This window comes from Pandoraea fibrosis (genome assembly GCF_000807775.2).
GTDB lineage: Bacteria > Pseudomonadota > Gammaproteobacteria > Burkholderiales > Burkholderiaceae > Pandoraea > Pandoraea fibrosis.
On record NZ_CP047385.1, the window covers coordinates 4631486 to 4650162 of the forward strand.

Consider the following 18677-nt stretch of genomic DNA (forward strand, 5'->3'; position numbering starts at 1 on the left):
CAACACGAACAGGAGCCGAACTTGGCCATCCCCTTCCTGCAACAGGCGTATGTTGGCGCCTATCTGATGAAGCAACGCTTCAAGGGCAACAAGCGCTACCCGCTGGTGCTGATGCTCGAACCGCTGTTCCGCTGCAACCTCGCCTGCTCGGGCTGCGGCAAGATCGACTATCCGGATCCCATTCTGAATCAGCGCGTCTCGCTCAAGGACTCGCTCGACGCCGTGGACGAGTGCGGCGCACCGGTGGTCTCGATCGCCGGCGGCGAACCGCTGCTGCACAAGGAGATGCCGGAGATCGTCAAGGGCATCATCGCGCGCAAGAAGTTCGTCTATCTGTGCACGAACGCCCTGCTGCTCGAAAAGAAGATCGACGACTACGAGCCGAGCCCGTTCTTCGTCTGGTCGATTCACCTCGACGGCGATCGTGAAATGCACGACGCCGCCGTGTCGCAGGAAGGCGTGTACGACCGCGCCGTGGCCGCCATCAAGCTGGCCAAGTCGCGGGGCTTCCGCGTGAACATCAACTGCACGCTGTTCAACAACGCCGATCCGGAGAAGGTCGCCAAGTTCTTCGATTCGACGAAGGATCTGGGCCTCGACGGCATCACCGTCTCGCCGGGTTATGCCTACGAGCGCGCGCCGGATCAGCAGCACTTCCTGAACCGTTCGAAGACCAAGCAACTGTTCCGCGACATTCTCAAGCGCGGCAACGGCGGCAAGAACTGGTCGTTCAGCCAGTCGAGCCTGTTCCTGGACTTCCTCGCCGGTAACCGTTCGTACCATTGCACGCCGTGGGGCAACCCGACGCGTACCGTGTTCGGCTGGCAGCGTCCGTGCTACCTGCTTGGCGAAGGCTATGCCAAGACGTACACGGAACTGATGAACACCACCGACTGGGACAAGTACGGTGTGGGCAACTACGAAAAGTGCGCCGACTGCATGGTGCACAGCGGTTTCGAAGCCACGGCCGTGAACGAGACGCTCACGCGTCCGCTGCGCGCGCTGGGTGTGGCGCTCAAGGGCGTGCGCACCGAAGGTCCGATGGCCGAAGACGTCTCGTTCGCCAAGCAGCGTCCGGCCGAGTTCGTGTTCTCGAAGCACGTCGAGATCAAGCTCGACGAACTGCGCCGGGCAAAGGCGTAAATGCCGTCGCGTGTGCTGGTCACCGGCGCCTCCGGGTTCGTCGGTTCTGCGGTAGCACGCACGGCGCTCGCGCGCGGTCACGAGGTTCGCCTGCTGGTGCGCGGCACCAGTCCGCGCGCGAACCTCGCCGACCTGCCCGTTGAAGTCGTGGAAGGTGACATGCGCGATGCGGCCTCGATGCAACGCGCGCTCGCCGGGGTGGATGCCCTGCTCCACGTCGCCGCCGACTATCGTCTGTGGGCGAAAGATCCCAACGACATCATGCGAGCCAATATCGACGGCACGCGCACGGTGATGGAAGCCGCGCTGCGTGCAGGCGTCGGACGTGTGGTGTACACCAGCAGCGTTGCCACGCTGCGTGTGCACGACGCCACCGGTCCCGTCGATGAAACCTCCCCGAACGACGAAGCCACGACCATCGGCGTGTACAAGCGCAGCAAGGTCGCGGCAGAGCGTCTGGTCGAGCGAATGATCGCTAGCGACGGCCTGCCCGCCGTGATCGTCAACCCGTCCACGCCGATTGGTCCGCGCGACATCAAGCCCACGCCCACCGGGCGCATCATCGTCGAAGCCGCGCAGGGCAAAATCCCCGCGTTCGTCGATACCGGCCTGAATCTCGTGCACGTCGACGATTGCGCCGAGGGGCATTTGCTTGCCCTCGAGCGAGGCCGCATCGGTGAGCGTTACATTCTCGGCGGCGACGACGTCCTGCTGCGCGACATGCTCGCGACCATTGCCGGCATGGTCGGCCGCAAGGCCCCGACGATCGCGCTGCCGCGCTGGCCGCTCTATCCGCTCGCCATGGCAGCGCAAGGCGTCGCCCGCTTCACGGGCAAAGAGCCGTTCGTCACGGTCGATGGCCTGAAGATGTCGCGCTATCACATGTTCTTCTCGTCCGAAAAGGCGAAGCGCGAACTTGGCTACACGGCCCGCCCCTATCCCGAAGGCCTGCGCGACGCGCTTGCCTGGTTTGGTTCTGCCGGATATCTGTCATGACTGTTTTGGCCTGGATCGCCGCGCTTTCGCTGGCCATCTGGATCTATCTGCTTAGCTCCCAGGGCGACTTCTGGCGTGCGCGCGAACGCGACGACCTCGACGAAGACCGCTTGCCCGTGCCCGACACCTGGCCCGCCGTGGCCGTGGTCATTCCCGCGCGCAACGAGGCGGAATCGATCGGACAGGTGGTCGAATCGCTATGCCGGCAAGACTATGCGGGACGGTTGCGCATCGTCGTCGTCGACGATCAAAGCAACGACGGCACGGCCGACCTCGCCCGCGAAGCCGCCGCCCGTGCGGCTGCCGACGGGTTCGCGCGTCGTGTCGACGTGCTCGGCGGTCAACCGCTGCCCGGCGGCTGGACCGGCAAGATGTGGGCGGTACGCCAAGGCGTCGCGTTCGCGAGCGATCCCGGCACCAACGACGACGGCATCGCCCCCGACTATTTGCTACACACCGACGCGGATATCGCACACACCCCCGAGAACGTTCGCCGTCTGGTCACCCGCGCCACGGGCGACAAGCGAGTGCTCGTCTCGCTCATGGCGAAGCTGCGCTGCACGGCGTGGTTCGAGCGCACGCTGATCCCCGCCTTCGTGCTGTTCTTCCAGATGCTGTACCCCTTCGCATGGGTCAACGATCCGAAGAAGCGCATGGCGGCGGCCGCTGGCGGCTGCATGCTGATCCACCGCGCGTCGCTCGAAGCCGGCGGCGGCATCGAAGCGATTCGCGACGAGATCATTGACGACTGCGCCATGGGACGCCTGCTCAAGAAGCAAGGTGCGATCTGGCTGGGATTGACGGAGCGTGCAGTGAGCGTGCGTCCATACGACAACCTCGGCGAGATTCGCAAGATGGTGTCGCGCACCGCCTACGCGCAATTGCAGTACTCGCCGGTGCTGCTCGCGGGCACGATCGTTTCGCTGCTGCTCACGTTCATCGTGCCACCGGCGATGACGATCTTTGCGTCGGGCATTGCGCAGTGGCTCGGCCTCTTCGCCTGGGTCGCAATGACGCTGTCGTACCTGCCGATGTTGCGCTTCTATCGCCAGCCGTCGAGCTTCGGGCCATTGCTGCCGCTGGTCGCCGCGCTCTACACCGTCTTTACGTTCGACTCCGCGCTGCAACACTGGCGCGGTCGTGGCGGCATGTGGAAGGGACGCGCTCAGGCTCGCGGACAGCAATCGTCGGACGTGTAGCCCCCCTCACACCACCAGCGGCCCAAAACAAAAACGCCAGCCCGTCTGCGAAGACGCGCTGGCATTTTTCATGCGTGACGACAGAGTACGGTGATGCGATCAGATCCCTGCGGCCACCGCGCCGAAGCCATCCCCCAGCTTGAGGGCGACGATTTGGCGTCCGTGACGCATCGCCTGCCTGGCGAGGCTGGCGTCTTTGCCGACGCGCAATAGCGCGGGTAGTTGCCGCGGATTCACGGCCAGCGAGCGCAGCACGCCGAGAATATCGGTAGAGCCATCGCTGCGCAGTCCGGCAAGCGCCGCCGGGGGCAGAGAGCGCTCGGCCGGATCGATCACGACTCGTGCAGCAACGAACGGCAGCCCGTGAGCCTGCGCCACTCGCGCCACGATATGCGACTCCATATCCGCTGCCGCAGCCCCACTCTCGCGGAACAAGGCGGCCTTGTCGTCGGCGCTGACCACCGGCGCGGTGACGCCGGCGAGATCGGCGCGCAACGCGCCGGGCATGGCACGACGCAGGGCTTCGGCCCAACCAATGGCCGCGACGTACTCACGCGCGTGCTGCGGCATATCCAGCACCTTGTGCGCAATCACCCACTGACCGGGCTTCACGCCGGGAATCAAGCCACCGGCGGTGCCGAAACTCACCAGCCCACGCGCACCATCACGCGCAATTGCGGCCTCGAGATCTGCGGCAAGCGTGCTGTTCTGTGCGCAGACCACGAGCACGCCGTCGCCGCGCGCAATGCGCGCTTCGAAAGGCATGCCGGTCACAACGATGATGGGTGGGTTCATAGGGTCGGCGGCACAGGGTTTTGCGGGTTACATGCCGCAGGGCACGGGGCAATCGTTGCGCACCGTCAGATTCCGGTAGCGTGCGAGCGCCCACAGCGGGAAGAACTTGCGATAGCCGTGATAACGCAAATAGAACACGCGCGGGAAGCCCGTCGCCGTATAGAGTTCTTCGTCCCACAGCCCTTCTTCGTTCTGCGTATTGAGCAGATAGTCGATGCCACGCTTGACCGCCGGATCGTTGGCCTTGCCGGCTGCCATCAGCCCCAGCAATGCCCAGGCCGTCTGCGACGACGTGCTCGGTGCCGCCTCGTAGCCCTTGTATTCGAGCTTGTAGCTGTCGCCGTCCTCGCCCCAGCCGCCATCGGCGTTCTGGATCGAGATCAACCACTGCGCCGAACGCGCCATGGCCGGGTGCTCCGGCGGCAGGCCTGCTGCCTGCAAGCCGCACATGGCCGACCAGGTGCCATACACGAAATTCATGCCCCAGCGGCCGTACCAGCTACCGTCGGCTTCCTGATCGTCGAGAATGTACTTCAACGCCAGATCCGCCGAGGCCTTGCGCTCCGGCGACGGCGGCAGTTGCGCCAACATCGACAGACAGCGCGCCGAAACGTCTACCGTCGGCGGATCGAGCAGCGCGCCGTGATCCGAGAACGGAATGTTGTTCAGATACAGATGCGTGTTCTCCGGCTCGAACGCGCCCCAGCCGCCGTTGCTGCTCTGCATGCCGATGACCCACTCCGTGCCGCGGTCGATCGCATGGCGCATCGGACGCGTACTCGCATCTACCTTGTCGTTTTCGAAAGTACCGGCGAGCTTCTCGTAGCGGTCCATCGCCATGGCGACGACAGCGGTGTCGTCCACATCCGGGTAATGGGGGTTGGCGAACTGGAAGGCCCAGCCGCCCGGACGCACGTTCGGGCGACGCGAAATCCAGTCGCCGCGCACATCCAGAATCTGCAACGGGATGAGCCACTCAAGCCCCTTGCCGGCCATTTCGATGGCGCGTTTGTCGCCGGTTTCGAGCAAGGCGTGCGCCGACAGTGCGGTGTCCCACACCGGCGAAAGACACGGTTGCACGTAAGTCTCGTGATCGGCCGGTGTCACCAGCTTCTCGACCGACTTGCGGGCAATCGCACGGCTCGGATGATCCTCCGGATAGCCGAGCACGTCGTACATCATGACGGCGTTGGCCATGGCCGGATAGATGGCACCGAGGCCGTCTTCGCCGTTCAGACGCTCTTCGACGAAATCGACGGCGCGCTTGATCGACTTCTCGCGCAGCCTTTTCGGGAAGAACGGATCGAGCGCGCGCAGCACATGATCGACACCCGAGAAGAAGGTGAACCAGAAACGGCTCTGATGCGCAGCACGTTTGGGCGGCCCGACATCCTTGGGACTACCGATGAAGAGTTCGTCGATGCCGACGCCCTTCGGATTACGCGCGCGCGGACGCTTCGCCTGCAATACGAGCAGCGGCACGATCACCGTGCGTGCCCAGTACGACACCTTCGACAGATGGAACGGGAACCACTGCGGCAGCAGCATGATCTCGACCGGCATCATCGGGACGGCCTTCCATTCGAGTACGCTGTAGAGTGCCAGCAGAATGCGCGTGAAAACGTTTGAATTCTGCGCACCACCGCGCGAGAGGATGGCCTCGCGCGCGCGCACCATATGCGGCGCGTCGATCGGTTCGCCGATCATCTTGAGCGCGAAGTACGCCTTCACGCTGGCGCTCATGTCGAACTTGCCGTTGTGAAACAGCGGCCAGCCGCCGTGTTCGCCCTGAATGCGACGCAGGTAGGCCGCAATCTTCGCCTCGAGTTCGGCGTCGACCGCTTCGCCCAGATGGTGGCGCAGCAGCACATACTCGGCCGGAATGGTCGAGTCGGCTTCGAGTTCGAACAGCCAGTGCCCGTCGGCCTGTTGCAGGTCGAGCAGTGCGGTGATCGAACGGTCGATCCCTGTCTCAAGCGTCTGCGTGGCCATTGCCGTGCTCACCTTCTGAGCAAGCTCCGTGTGCAGTTTGAGGTCCACGGCCGTGGCAGTGGCCGTGCGTCGCGCTTCCTTTTCGGAAGCATCGCGTATCGTATCCATGGCGTTCTTGCCTACTCAAAGGCGTATGGGCGGCGCGGGGTACACGCCGGTTAAACATTCACTCTTGCGATTGCGCCGGGTTCTTCCGCCCGGCTGGCGCGTAAGGCGATGACAGGGCTCAGGCCGGGCGCAGCACGTCGGCCGCCCGGTTGCCGCTGCGCAGCGCCCCCTCGATGGTCGCGGGCAGCCCGGTGGCCGTCCAGTCGCCGGCCAGCACAAGATTGCGCCAACGCGTATGCACGCCCGGGCGACGCTTGTCCTGCGCCGGGGTGGCCGCGAACGTGGCGCGCTTCTCACGCACCAGTTGCCACACCGGCATCGGCGTCGCCGGTACCTGACACGCGCGGGCGACCTCTTCCCAGATGCGAAGCGCGAGCGACTCCCGCGATTCGTCGAGCAAGTGGTCCGCACCGCTGATCGTGACCGACAGACGACCATCGAACGCGAAGATCCAGTCGCTCACCCCGTTCACCACGCCGATCATCGGCGGGCAGCCCGGCGGCGGCGGCACCTGGAAATGCGCGTTGACGATGGCGCGATATTCATCCGGCGTGGTCAGCGCCGGCACCAGCGCGGCCGCGACGTTCGGCGGCACGGCGAGCACTACGGCGTCGTCGGCGCCAAGCGTCTCCGGGCCGTCGCCAAAATCGATCGACTCGACGCGGCTGCCGTCCTGCGCGTAGTGCAACGCACGCACACGGTGCTGCATCATCACGCGCGCGCCCCTGGCTTCCAGATACGCCAGCGCGGGATTGACGAACGAGACATCCAGACCGTCGCTGGCAATCAGCGGATGGCAGGCTTTGCCACCTGCCGCAAGCGTCTCGCGAATCACGGCAGCGGCCATCTGCGCCGAGCCTTCCGCCGGATCGGCGTTGAGCACCGCGAGAAACAGCGGATGAATCAACCGCTTGTACAGCGTCGGCGGGCAATTCATGGCGTCGGTCATCGTCGCCTCGGGGCCTGCGCGGAGCAACGGCGCGAGCGACAGATAGTCCGACCACTTCGTGCCCGGCACGCGGGCATCTTTACGGAAAATCCACCACGGCAGACGCCCTTCCGACAGACGCACCGTCCAGCGCTCATCGCTATCGAGGTCGATGAACGCGAACTCGGCACGATCGGGGCCGCTCAGCGTGTGTTCCGAGCCGATGGTGCGCGTGAATTCGCGCATCGTCGTATTGCCCGAGAGCACCAGATGGTTGCCGTTATCGATCACGGCATTCAACTGCCGGTCAAAATACGAACGGCACCGTCCGCCGGCCTGAGGCGCGGCCTCGTGCAGCACCACGGACACACCGCGCGTGGCGAGCCTGACCGCGGCGGCCAGCCCTGCAAGGCCGGCGCCGATGACGTGAACCGTGCCCGCCATCAGAAGGCCATCTGCCGCAGCAGCATCAGAATGAGACGCCAGCGCGGCACACGCACACGCTCGCGAGGCGCGGCAAAACCGCGCGCAATGAGTTTGTCGAGAATCGCGCCGTAGGCTTTGGCCATCACCGCAGGAGCGACGACCACGCGACGCGGATGCCGCGCCATGATCGCACGCGCCTTCGCATAGTGATCGCGCGCCTGCGCCACCAGCGGCGCACAGGCACGGTCGAGTCTGGCCGCGACGACCGTCGCGGGCGTGGCGTCGACGATCCCGGCGTCGGCCAGCGTTTCGCGTGGCAGATAGACGCGGCCGATGCCGGCGTCTTCGTCGATATCGCGCAGAATATTCGTCAGTTGAAGTGCACGACCGAGGTGATACGACAGGTCGATGCCGTCCTGCTCGGGCATACCGAACACCTTGACCGACAAACGGCCAACGGCGCTCGCCACGCGATCGCAATAGAGATCGAGCGTGAGCAGATCGGGCGCGACGATGGGGCCGCAGGCGTCCATTTCCATGCCTTCGATGACGGCAAGGAAGTCGTCGTGCTTCAGACCGAACTGCTTGACCACGCGGGCAAGGTTCGCGAGCGAGGGCGCCGGGCGGCCGTCGTACAGGTCGGCCAGATCGCGCCGCCAAGCGGCCAGACGGGACATCCGGCTCGCCGAGGTGTCCTCACCGTCGTCGGCAATGTCGTCCACGGCGCGGCAAAAGGCGTAGATCTCGAACATGCCTTCGCGCTGCGCGGGCGGCAGAATGCGCATGGCAGCGTAAAAACTGCTGCCCGAGGCCACACGTGCACTGCTTTGCTCAGGCGAAATTTCGATCGGTTCGGCGACGCTCACGAGGCTCCTCGTCGTGCAGGGGAACAGGGTGACACCACGGAAAAAAACTCAGGGGATTCTTGCAAGGAGGGAAGTATACCGGGGATTGGCGCGACTTTCCCGCCAAGATTTGGAACGATAGCATAGAATCTCGGGTCACTCAGCGCAGCCGCGTTGGCCCAATTGCCTCACCCGCCGATGACTTCCGACGCCAAGATCGAGCATTACGAGAACTTCCCGGTCGCCAGTATCCTGCTGCCGCGCGAAATGCGCGCGCCGGTGGGCGTGATCTATAACTTCGCCCGCACCGCAGACGACATTGCCGACGAGGGCGATGCGACCAACGCCGAGCGCCACGCCGGCCTCGCCGCCTATCAGGCCGAACTCGACAAGATCGCCGCCGGACAGCCGACGTCGCCCGACAAGCCGCTGTTCGCCGCCCTCGCAGGCGTCATTGCCGAGCATCGGCTCAGCGTTCAGCCCTTCTCCGACCTGCTCTCGGCGTTCGATCAGGATATCGAGGTCAAGCGCTACGCGACGTTTGCCGAGTTGCGCGACTACACCCGGCGCTCCGCCGACCCGGTCGGGCGCATCATGCTCGCGCTGTTCAAGCTCGACACGCCCGAGAACATCGCCTGCTCGGACGATATCTGCTCCGCGCTGCAACTCATCAATTTCTGGCAGGACGTGGAAGTCGACTGGCGCAAGGCACGCGTGTATCTGCCGCAGGAGGACATGGCCCGTTTCGGTGTGAGCGACGCTGACATCGGCGCGCAGACGTTCGACGACCGCTGGCGCGCCCTTATGCGCTACGAGGTCGACTTTGCCCGTCAAATGATGCTGCGCGGCGCACCGCTGGCCAACCGCGTGCCGGGCCGTTTCGGGCTCGAATTGTGCTGCGTGGTGCATGGTGGCCTGCGCATTCTCGACATGATCGAGGCGGCCAACTACGACGTCTTCCGCCACCGCCCGCAACTGGGCAAGTCCGATGGCCTGCGTGTGTTCCTGCGCGGCCTCGGCATGAAGCTGAGCGGCACGCCGCCCAAGGCCCGCGCCCACTGAGGCCGTTCGGCGCTCCGCTGTCCGGCAGCGTGCTGCCGCCGCGCCGGACCCGGCGGCGCGTGGCACCACCGATTCCCTCGTTTCTGGCGCTTCTCTACCCTCCACGGCTGCCCTAACGTGACGGGATAGCGCGTTCCGCCTGCGGCGGCACGCGTGTCAGAGACCTCCGGGAGCCCGTGCGCGTGAATCTGCCAGCCAGTCTGCAACGCCTGACCTCGAATCGATCCTCCGTGCGATCCCATGCTGGCGTGCTCTTTGCCATCGTCATCGTGGCGTGGGGCGTGAACTGGCCCGTCAGCAAGGCCCTGCTCGCCCACGTCTCGCCGTGGTGGAGCGCCGCGCTGCGCTCGGTCATCGGCATGACGACGCTGTTCATCATCTGCGCCCTCACCGGGCGTCTCGTGCTACCCCGCCGGGGCGATCTGCCCGTCATCCTGAGCGTCGGTCTGCTGCACATGACGGTGTTCTCGCTGCTCGTCGCTCTGAGTCTCCAGTACGTCAGCGCCGGTCGCTCCGCCGTGCTCGCTTACACCACGCCGCTGTGGGTCATGCCGGCTGCACGCGTGTGGCTGGGCGAGACGCTCACGCCACGCCGTCTGCTCGGGCTCGCATGCGGCCTGCTGGGGCTCGGGGTGATGTTCAACCCGCTCGCGTTCGACTGGCATGATCGCAACGCCGTGTTCGGCAATGCGCTGGTCCTGACCTCGGCCTTCGTGTGGGCGGTGGCGATCGTTCATATGCGCGCGCATCGTTGGGTCAACGGACCGTTCGAACTCAGCCCGTGGCAATTGCTGCTCGCGAGCAGCGTGATGTGCACGCTCGCCGCCGTGGTCGACGGCGCGCCGCGCATCACCGGTTGGGGCGGATTTTCGGGATTGCTGGCGTATGGCGGCGTGATGGGCGGCGGCATCGCCTACTGGCTGGCGGGCGTGGTCACACGACAGTTGCCGGCGGGCGTCACCTCGCTGGGGCTGCTGGGGGTGCCGGTCGTCGGCACGCTGGCCTCGGCGCTCATCTTGCGCGAGTCGCTCGGACTGGACGTCTGGATCGCCCTCGCGCTGATCGTCGGCGGCATTGCGCTCGGCACCGTGCAGGGCGGTGCGACGTCATGCCGCACAGACAGCACCGCCTGAGCGCCGCCGGCGCTTGACCCATCGCAAGATCCGTTCGACAGGCAGATGCCAGACTGCCTTCTCGCGTGCGCGAAGCCATCGTGGCGCATTCGCGCGAGCGAGCCAACTTCGACGAACGGAACTGACATGAACGAGCAATGGTTGACGCTGGCGGGTCGCCGGCTGGTGCCTGTAGTGCAAGGCGGCATGGGAATCGGCATCTCCGCGCACCGGCTGGCGGGCACGGTCGCACGGCACAACGGCGTGGGCACGATCGCGAGCATCGACCTGCGTCACCATCACCCCGACCTGCTCGCCCGGGTCGACGGCACACGTGACAAGGCGGCCATCGAGGCCGTCAATCTGATCGCGCTGGATCGCGAAGTGCGGGCCGCCAAAGCCATTGCCAACGGCAATGGGCTCGTGGCCGTGAACGTCATGAAAGCGGTGAGTGCGCACGCCTCGCTGGTGCGCCAGGCCTGCGAAAGCGGTGCCGACGCCATCGTCATGGGCGCCGGACTGCCACTCGACCTGCCCGAACTCACGGCCCGCCATCCCGAGGTCGCCCTCATTCCGATTCTGTCCGACTCACGTGGCGTGAGCCTCGTGTTGCGCAAGTGGATGAAGAAGGGCCGTCTGCCCGATGCCATCGTCATCGAACATCCGGCGCATGCGGGCGGGCATCTTGGCGCGTCGCGCATCGAGGATCTGGGCGATGCGCGCTTCTCGTTTGACCGTGTGCTCACGGAGTGTCGCGAGATCTATGCTGCGCTGGGCATCGACTGGGCCAGCGTGCCGCTTATCGTGGCCGGCGGCATCCATCGTCATGAACAGGTGCGGCATTGGCTCGACAAGGGGGCCGCCGGCGTGCAGTTGGGCACAGCGTTTGCCGTGACCGAAGAGTCGGATGCGCACCCCGCGTTCAAGGCAGTGCTTGCGAGTGCGCGCCCGCAAGACATTGCCGAATTCACCAGCGTGGCGGGATTGCCTGCGCGCGCCGTGCTGACGCCATGGCTCAGGAAATATCTGTCGCGCGAAACCGCACTGCAAGCGAAGGCGAAGGTACGACAGTGTCTGGAAGGGTTCGATTGTTTGCAGGCCTGCGGGCTTCGCGATGGCGTAGCGCGCATCGGGCAGTTCTGCATCGACCTGAAACTTGCGCAGGCCGTGCGTGGCGATGTCGCACGCGGGCTCTTCTTCCGTGGGCGCGACCCACTGCCCTTCGGCGAGCGCATTCGTCCGGTAGCCGACCTCATGCGGTATCTGCTCACAGGGGAGCGGCCGGAGGAGGAAAGTCCTGCCCCGGCCACGGCAACATGATCGAGCCACTTCATCGGACAAAGATCGGGCAAAGTCATCGCGACGGGCGCCGGCACTGCCGGCGCCCTCCGACTATGCCGCCACGTATGACGTCTTGACCGTCGTGTAGAACTCGGCGGCATAGCGCCCCTGCTCGCGCGCCCCGTAGCTCGACGCCTTGCGGCCGCCGAACGGCACGTGATAGTCCCCGCCTGCCGTCGACACGTTGGTCATTGTCATGCCGGCCTGCGCGTGTCGTTTGAAGTGATTCGCATACTTCAGCGACGTCGTGCAGATACCCGCCGACAATCCGAACTCCGTGTCGTTGGCCAGCGCGAGTGCGTGCTCGTAGTCGTCGGCCGGAATGACGCACGCGACCGGCCCGAAGATTTCTTCGCGAGCGATACGCATCTCGTTGTGCGCGTCGACGAACAACGCAGGCGACAGGTAGTACCCCGGCCGCTCGCGCGTAAGCCTTTCACCACCGAACGCCAGCGTTGCGCCCTCCTCCCGGCCGATCGCGATGTAGTCGAGGTCCGTCTGCAACTGGCCCTCGCTCACCACGGGACCGATCTGTGTCGCCGGATCGCGCGCGTCGCCAATGCGCAGCGTCGCCAGACGCGCCGTCATCGCCTTGACGAAGCGGTCGTAAATCCGCTTGCCGACGATCAACCGGCTCGATGCCGTGCACCGCTGTCCCGTCGAGAAATAGGCCCCCTGTACCGCACATTCGACGGCAATCTCGAGATCGGCGTCGTCGAGCACGATCAGCGGATTCTTGCCGCCCATCTCCAACTGCACCTTGGCAAATCGCTGCGCGGCGCTCAGCAGCACGCTCTTGCCCGTGGCAACCGATCCGGTGAAGCTGATACCCGTCACGTCACGCGAGTCGAGCAACACCTGTCCGACCTCGCGCCCACGGCCCATCACCAGATTGAAGGTGCCCGCCGGCAACCCGGCCCGGCTGATGATTTCCGAGAGCGCCCACGCCGAGGCCGGCACCAGATCGGCCGGCTTGAAGACAACGCTGTTGCCGTGCGCCAGCGCGGGGGCGATCTTCCATGCGGGGATGCCCAACGGGAAGTTCCACGGCGTGATGATGCCGACCACGCCCAGCGGTTCGCGCGTGATATCGACGGTGATCCCCGGACGCAGCGAGGCCAGATGTTCACCGCCGGGGCGCAGCGCTTCCCCCGCGAAGAACTTGAAAATCTGTCCGGCGCGCGCCGCTTCGCCGACCGCCTCCGGTAGCGACTTGCCTTCTTCGCGCGCCAGCAGCTCGCCGAGTTCCTGTTTGCGGGCAATCAACTCGGTGCCGATTGCGTCCAGCGCATCAGCGCGGACTTGCGGTGTGGCATGTGCCCACGCGGGACCGGCATGCTTGGCGGCTGCGATGGCGTCGCGCGTGGCAGCGGCGTCGGCACGCGCATACTCGCCGAGAACGTCATCGGTATCCGAGGGATTGACGTTCGGCGTGGCGGCTACTCCCTGCACCCACTCGCCGTTGATGAAGTTCGGTTTCATCGGTTTCACCCTTATGACGCGCGAGCGGCACGAATCGATTCGGCGAGCACCTCGAGCCCCTGCGCGTAGACATCGTCTTCGATCGTGAGCGGGAACAGGAAGCGGATGACGTTGCCATAAACGCCGCAGATCAATAGCAACAGCCCGCGCTTGAGCGCCTCGGCCTGCACGCGACGCGTCATGTCGGCGTCCGGCGCGCCGGTGTCCGCCGTGCCGAACTCCACCGCGACCATGGCCCCCGGTCCGCGAACGTCGATGATCTCGGGCACCTCATTGCGCAAGCCACCGAGCATGCACTTCAGTTGATCGCCGAGCACCGATGCGCGCTCGATCAGCCCTTCCTCTTCGATCACGTCGATGGCCGCGAGGGCAGCCGCGCAGGCGAGCGGATTGCCCGCGTATGTGCCGCCAATGCCCCCCGAGCCTGCGGCGTCCATCAGTTCGGCGCGCCCCGTGAGTGCGGAAAGTGGAAAACCGCCGGCCAGACTTTTCGCCATGGTGATCAGGTCGGCCTCGGCTTCGTAGTGCTCCAGTGCAAAGCGCTTGCCGGTGCGGGCAAAGCCCGTCTGCACTTCATCCACCACCAGCAGAATGCCGTGCTGATCGCACAACGCGCGCAGTCGCTTCACGAACTCCGGCGGCGCCACATAGAAGCCGCCTTCGCCCTGCACCAGTTCGATGAAAATTGCCGCGACGCGCCGTGGGTCGACGTCGGTCTTGAAGAGCGTCTCGAGCGCCGCCATGCTGTCGTCCACGCTCACACCGTGCAACGCCACCGGGTAAGGCGCATGGAATACTTCGGCCGGCATCGGCCCGAAACCCAATTTGTACGGAGCCACTTTGCCCGTAAGCGCCATGCCCATCATCGTGCGGCCGTGGAATGCCCCCGAGAACGCAATCACAGCGCTACGGCCGGTCGCGGCGCGCGCCACCTTGATGGCGTTCTCCACCGCTTCAGCGCCCGTGGTGAACAGCGCCGTCTTCTTGGCAAACTTGCCCGGCGTGATCTCGTTCAACCGCTCGCACAGCGCGACGTAACCCTCGTAAGGCGTGACGTGAAAGCAGGTGTGGTGAAACTGCGCCAGTTGCGCCTGCACGGCGGCCACGATGCGCGGGTGACGATGCCCCGTCGCGAGCACGGCGATCCCGCCCGCGAAGTCGATGAAACGATTGCCTTCCACATCCCAGATCTCGGCGTTCTGGGCATGGGCGGTGAAGTGCTGCGTCATGACGCCAATGCCTTTGGCGCAGGCGGCGTCCTTGCGCGCCTGGAGCGATGCGTTGCTGCGGGCTGAATTCAACATGTCGGTAGATCTCGTCAAGAAAGCATGCCGGGAGCGCCGGCGATTCGGGTGGGCCTATCAAGTGCGCGAGTGCTTACGCGTAGTGCACGGCATCCAACGCTCCCCTTCCTCCAACGCTCGGAAACGCTTCGGACACCACAACGCGACGGCCGGGCCAGTGTAGATTTGACGTGAAAATTTTGCAATGAATTTTCATTAATGTGAAAATTCAACAGAACATTTAAAATTCATGCAAGGCTTGAAGCCGCGGAAAAACGCCCGCCTGCCTTGCTTCACGATGGCATTGCGACGGTGTCGGCTAGAATTCGGGACGCGACGCGCACAGCCGTGTCGTTTGCGCAACACGTTGGGGATCGGGATGCCAGTACACAAGAAATCGGGGAACGCGCCGCAAGGCGAGACGGCCGTGCAAACGACGCCGCGCGTGCAGCGTGCGCCAGCGGCATCGACACGTCAGAGCGCGGCGCGCAAGAAGACCCCCGCCGCACCCCGTGGTGCCGGCAGCAGCGACGAGGCAGCCCCGCTCGACTGGATCGGTCCCGAGATCAAAAGCCTGCGCAAAGCACGCGGCCTGTCGTTGCAGGACCTTTCCGCTCTTTGCGGCAAATCCATCGGCTTTCTGAGCCAATTGGAGCGAGGCAAGAGCAAGCCGACGATTGGCGCCCTGCACGACGTCGCTGCCGCGCTCGGTGTGCAGGTGAGCTGGTTCTTTCCCCATGGAGAGAGTGCCGAGCCCTCGGATGGCGGCGTCGTGGTGCGACGCGAGCGCCGCCGGCAACTGACGTTCGACTCGGGCATCGCGGACTACCTGCTCTCACCGAACCTGAGCGGCCAGCTCGAACTGCTGTGGTCCGTCATGGCGCCCGGCTCCGACAGCGGCGACGCGTATCAGCATCGAGGCGAAGAAGGCGGTGTCGTGATCCGCGGCACACTGGAACTCTGGGTGGGAGAACAGCATTTCGTTCTGGAGGAAGGCGATAGCTTTACCTTCGAGAGCCACACGCCTCACCGGTACCGTAATCCGGGCAGCACGCCCACCGAAATCGTCTGGGTAATCACGCCGCCCTCTTACTGACCGATCCGACTTCACGACGCATTCCCCGCAAGCGTCCTGTCAAATTTGCCCCCGAGCCCGGCCTTCGCCGGGCTTTATTTTTTTCCGATCCCCGTTTCGGCGCACTGACTCCCCCCCGGGCACCACGGCCCGCAAAGCCCCGTCTCGCGCGGCTTTACGGCCGATCGCCCACGCGATCAGGAAAAAACGCTTTCCCGACACCGAAGTTTTCCGTTACGATGATTTCATGTGAATCATAAGTATTCATATAGAATACATCCATCCGGCGATACCGAGATGGATGGAGACCATCCGGCCCCCGGGTCGATTCTGGAGACGTTCCTCATGGCCGCCGTGCCTACAGAAATTTCCGATCATCGCGATGCGCCCCCGCGTGCGCGACATCCCGATGTGCTGATGCGGCCGGAGCGTCTGGCCGCGTTGCAACCCAGCCGCTTGTCGATGACCCGCAGCTTCATGCGTCAGGCGGTCGACGAGCGCTGGGACATTCAGCGGCTCGCCTTCGATATCGACGGCCAATCGCGCGGCACCGCGCATTACCGGATCGATGCGAACGGCATGCCGCTCGACTTCGTGCTGAGTTCGTTCGCGTATCAGGAAGAAGGCAGAACCGGGCGCATCATCGGGCGCGCCTGGGACATGATGGGTGGCCTGCTCGACGGCCCCGCCACCGACGCGCAGATCGCGCAGACCCGCGCGGAGTTGCCCAAGCTCTACGAGGGACGCGCCACACCGAACACCCTGACCTGGGCACGCGCCAACCGAAGCTCACGCGTCTTCGCGCATGCGGTCGACGCCCTGGCGCAAGGCCGTCAGCCCGACATCGAGACCGTGGCGCAGGTGTGCTACCTCATGCGCAATACCGGCATCGACGGCAACGGCACGTTTGGCACGCGCTCGTACAAGGCGCTCGAGCGCCGCCATCCGCTGCGCAAGACGCTCGCCGCGCAGATGGCCTCGGCGTACATGATGCGAGTCTTCGCCGTCGATCTGGTGAATCGTCTCGCGCACGCGCGCTCGTCCAACGCCGCAGAACTGTCGCCCGAGTATCAGCAGTTTCTCGGCATCGGCAACGGTTCGGCGCTGGGCCTCATCTTCTTCCTGCACAACCATCCGCATCTGATCAACCGCTGGCTGACGGCACGCGAACAGGCCATCGTCGCCGCCAAGTCGCTCAAGGTGGATGCGGGTAGCCCGGTGATATTGCATCTGCGCAACTTGCTCGACCGTGCCATCGCGTTTCGTCGCGAAGACCGCATGGAATACGAGCATTTCGCGCCGAGCGCACTGGTGGCCAACGAGTTGGCGAAGGCACGCGAAGACGTCGATACGCTCTATCGCACCGGCCTGGTTCGCGGCCGGCGCGCGGCCTACGCCCTGAACGTGCTCGCCGACGCGCTCGAATCCGAGATCCATCTCGAAGCCCACGAGACGCTGCTCGCGCTGTACATCGAACTCGTGCCCGAGTTGGCCGACCGTCTGGTCGCCGACGTGCTCGACGCCGAAGAAGAAATGCCAGTGCAACCGGAAATGACGGCGGGCTTCCTGCGCGAGATCCTGCACACCGAATATGCGTGGGCGCTGGCGATGGACCTGACCACGGAGGCCTCGCGTCGCTACATCTGGTACAAGTCCGCCACCGCCGAAGAACCGCGCCGCGGCCCGCGCGAAGAAGTGGGCGACGCCCACCAGTTAGGCCTCGACCTGCCGCGCTATGTGCAGCAGCTGGAAGGCGTGCTGGCCGGTGTACCGCCGCAAACGCGCATGGCGCATGTGTTGCTTCGCCACCCGCATTTGCGCGCCATCGTCGCCCGTATCCAGTCGCTGCGAGGGCTGCCGTATCACTCGCCGCAGATGAACATCATGGGCGAGGACTTCATCCCGATTCACATCGTGCGTCTGTTGAATGTGGCGATTCACGGGGTGGATCGTCCACGCGACTATCTCGGCCGCAACCTGCGCGGCGTGCTGTTCCTCGGCGCCCCCACGCCCGATGCCATTCGCGCGGGCGCCGATCACGACTGGTTCAGCCCACTGGAGCCCAAGCAATGAGTTCGACCTGCACCACCATGACGGGCGCGCTGCAAATCAGCTTGCGCGAGGCCCGCCTGACCCTGGACCGCGCGTTGCTGGAGACCGGCATGCCGTATGGGTTCAATCATGCCGTGCGCGAATGCGTGCTGCTTTCCGAGGCTCGCCGCAACGCCGACCCGGCACGCCCGCTAGGCGGTTTTGCGCGCTACATGGCCTTGCACGACAGCTTCAGACAAGCAAGGCCTGACGCGCTGCAAGTCGGCGTCGCAGGCGCAGCACAAGGCAGCGCCCCCTTGCAGGTCGATTGCGCAGGCCAGCACGCATGGATCGTCGCACAGATGCTGCTCGACTTACTGCTCGCCGAGCACGCTGAGCGCGAAGCGACCACGCTCAACGCCATCGACGTGGCCGACCCGCACGAGCTTCAGGTCATTGTCTGGCTGGCGCAGCGACATGGTGCGACGCTTAGCGTGACATGCGGCCAGGCGTGCAGTGGCATGGGCAACGCCACGCTCACCCTGCACGGTCGCCGTCTGCCGCCGAAAGACGCCGCCGACGCGGCGTTGCGCGACGTGATCCATCACGGGCTACCGGTCGATGCCTCGCTTTGGTGGTCGATGTACCACCTCGCGCTCGGCGCGCTGGCGCCGGACAACATCGTCTCGCGCCGGCATGCGGGTGCGAACATCGTCGACGAAAAGGGGCAGGTCATTGGCCGCCCCACCGATGACGACACCGACTTCTCGCTACTCACGCGGGTTGAGAGAGGCACCGCAACGGCCGGCAAGACAACGGCCTGAGCCACGAACAGCGCTGGACAGGACAACGACATCCG

15 protein-coding genes are annotated in these 18677 nt (G+C 65.1%); 9 read left to right on the plus strand and 6 right to left on the minus strand.

The genetic code is table 11. The annotated features are described in order from the left end of the window. Positions 1-21: 21 nt before the first annotated feature. The 3 genes from hpnH to PI93_RS20470 are packed head-to-tail and all read left to right on the plus strand — an operon-like array spanning position 22 to position 3338. Positions 22-1143 (plus strand): adenosyl-hopene transferase HpnH, encoded by a 1122-nt coding sequence (gene hpnH / locus PI93_RS20460; protein WP_039369899.1) that lies wholly within the window; start codon positions 22-24, stop codon positions 1141-1143. After that, positions 1144-2139, plus strand: coding sequence for a hopanoid-associated sugar epimerase (gene hpnA, locus PI93_RS20465; RefSeq protein ID WP_039369897.1), 996 nt, complete (start codon positions 1144-1146; stop codon positions 2137-2139). It begins immediately after the preceding gene. After that, entirely contained in the window at positions 2136-3338 is a 1203-nt protein-coding gene (locus PI93_RS20470; RefSeq protein WP_039369894.1) for a glycosyltransferase, read from the plus strand. Before hpnA ends, PI93_RS20470 begins: the two co-directional genes overlap by 4 nt. Positions 3339-3437: 99 nt before the next feature. Here PI93_RS20470 and PI93_RS20475 read toward each other — a convergent pair whose 3' ends face one another. The 4 genes from PI93_RS20475 to hpnD form a co-directional block, all read right to left on the minus strand. After that, positions 3438-4133, minus strand: a complete 696-nt coding sequence (locus tag PI93_RS20475; RefSeq protein ID WP_080759163.1) for a phosphorylase — start codon at positions 4131-4133, stop codon at positions 3438-3440. 27 nt (positions 4134-4160) lie between these two features. Further along, positions 4161-6125 carry a squalene--hopene cyclase gene (gene shc / locus PI93_RS20480; protein ID WP_052240632.1) on the minus strand — a complete coding sequence of 655 codons (1965 nt, stop codon included), beginning with the start codon at positions 6123-6125 and terminating at the stop codon, positions 4161-4163. Between the two features lie 226 nt (positions 6126-6351). Further along, positions 6352-7605: a hydroxysqualene dehydroxylase HpnE gene (hpnE, locus tag PI93_RS20485; RefSeq protein WP_039369892.1), complete on the minus strand. Its 1254-nt coding sequence runs from the start codon at positions 7603-7605 to the stop codon at positions 6352-6354. Further along, on the minus strand, positions 7605-8453 hold the full coding sequence (gene hpnD, locus PI93_RS20490) for a presqualene diphosphate synthase HpnD (RefSeq protein WP_052240628.1): 849 nt from the start codon (positions 8451-8453) through the stop codon (positions 7605-7607). Before hpnD ends, hpnE begins: the two co-directional genes overlap by 1 nt. A gap of 177 nt (positions 8454-8630) precedes the next feature. Here hpnD and hpnC point away from each other — a divergent pair, with 177 nt between their 5' ends. From hpnC to PI93_RS20505, 3 genes are all read left to right on the plus strand, one after another. Beyond that, entirely contained in the window at positions 8631-9494 is an 864-nt protein-coding gene (gene hpnC, locus PI93_RS20495) for a squalene synthase HpnC (RefSeq protein WP_039369889.1), read from the plus strand. A gap of 182 nt (positions 9495-9676) precedes the next feature. Continuing rightward, positions 9677-10627, plus strand: a complete 951-nt coding sequence (locus PI93_RS20500; RefSeq protein WP_236105773.1) for a DMT family transporter — start codon at positions 9677-9679, stop codon at positions 10625-10627. 126 nt (positions 10628-10753) lie between these two features. Beyond that, entirely contained in the window at positions 10754-11926 is a 1173-nt protein-coding gene (locus tag PI93_RS20505; RefSeq protein WP_039369886.1) for an NAD(P)H-dependent flavin oxidoreductase, read from the plus strand. A 72-nt stretch (positions 11927-11998) separates the two neighbouring features. Here PI93_RS20505 and PI93_RS20510 read toward each other — a convergent pair whose 3' ends face one another. Together PI93_RS20510 and gabT are read right to left on the minus strand one after the other, a co-directional pair. Next, on the minus strand, positions 11999-13429 hold the full coding sequence (locus PI93_RS20510; RefSeq protein WP_039369884.1) for an aldehyde dehydrogenase family protein: 1431 nt from the start codon (positions 13427-13429) through the stop codon (positions 11999-12001). Positions 13430-13440: 11 nt separating this feature from the next. Then, on the minus strand, positions 13441-14733 hold the full coding sequence (gene gabT, locus PI93_RS20515; protein ID WP_039369880.1) for a 4-aminobutyrate--2-oxoglutarate transaminase: 1293 nt from the start codon (positions 14731-14733) through the stop codon (positions 13441-13443). 358 nt (positions 14734-15091) lie between these two features. Here gabT and PI93_RS20520 point away from each other — a divergent pair, with 358 nt between their 5' ends. The 3 genes from PI93_RS20520 to PI93_RS20530 all read left to right on the plus strand — a co-directional run bounded on the left by PI93_RS20520 (position 15092) and on the right by PI93_RS20530 (position 18642). Next, positions 15092-15808, plus strand: a complete 717-nt coding sequence (locus tag PI93_RS20520; protein WP_080759165.1) for a helix-turn-helix domain-containing protein — start codon at positions 15092-15094, stop codon at positions 15806-15808. Between the two features lie 276 nt (positions 15809-16084). Further along, positions 16085-17860, plus strand: a complete 1776-nt coding sequence (locus PI93_RS20525; protein WP_201278405.1) for a hypothetical protein — start codon at positions 16085-16087, stop codon at positions 17858-17860. After that, the gene (locus tag PI93_RS20530; protein WP_052240627.1) at positions 17857-18642 is read left to right on the plus strand and encodes a hypothetical protein; all 786 of its coding nucleotides are present in this window, start codon (positions 17857-17859) and stop codon (positions 18640-18642) included. Before PI93_RS20525 ends, PI93_RS20530 begins: the two co-directional genes overlap by 4 nt. Positions 18643-18677 lie beyond the last annotated feature (35 nt).

Excerpts from the sequence above, each read along its gene's own strand:
- hpnA (WP_039369897.1), top strand. The coding sequence starts at position 1,144 with ATGCCGTCGCGTGTGCTGGTCACCGGCGCCTCCGGGTTCGTCGGTTCT.
- PI93_RS20470 (WP_039369894.1), top strand. The coding sequence starts at position 2,136 with ATGACTGTTTTGGCCTGGATCGCCGCGCTTTCGCTGGCCATCTGGATC.
- PI93_RS20475 (WP_080759163.1), bottom strand. The coding sequence starts at position 4,133 with ATGAACCCACCCATCATCGTTGTGACCGGCATGCCTTTCGAAGCGCGC.
- shc (WP_052240632.1), bottom strand. The coding sequence starts at position 6,125 with ATGGCCACGCAGACGCTTGAGACAGGGATCGACCGTTCGATCACCGCA.
- hpnE (WP_039369892.1), bottom strand. The coding sequence starts at position 7,605 with ATGGCGGGCACGGTTCACGTCATCGGCGCCGGCCTTGCAGGGCTGGCC.
- hpnC (WP_039369889.1), top strand. The coding sequence starts at position 8,631 with ATGACTTCCGACGCCAAGATCGAGCATTACGAGAACTTCCCGGTCGCC.
- PI93_RS20505 (WP_039369886.1), top strand. The coding sequence starts at position 10,754 with ATGAACGAGCAATGGTTGACGCTGGCGGGTCGCCGGCTGGTGCCTGTA.
- PI93_RS20510 (WP_039369884.1), bottom strand. The coding sequence starts at position 13,429 with ATGAAACCGAACTTCATCAACGGCGAGTGGGTGCAGGGAGTAGCCGCC.
- gabT (WP_039369880.1), bottom strand. The coding sequence starts at position 14,733 with ATGTTGAATTCAGCCCGCAGCAACGCATCGCTCCAGGCGCGCAAGGAC.
- PI93_RS20520 (WP_080759165.1), top strand. The coding sequence starts at position 15,092 with ATGCCAGTACACAAGAAATCGGGGAACGCGCCGCAAGGCGAGACGGCC.
- PI93_RS20525 (WP_201278405.1), top strand. The coding sequence starts at position 16,085 with ATGGATGGAGACCATCCGGCCCCCGGGTCGATTCTGGAGACGTTCCTC.
- PI93_RS20530 (WP_052240627.1), top strand. The coding sequence starts at position 17,857 with ATGAGTTCGACCTGCACCACCATGACGGGCGCGCTGCAAATCAGCTTG.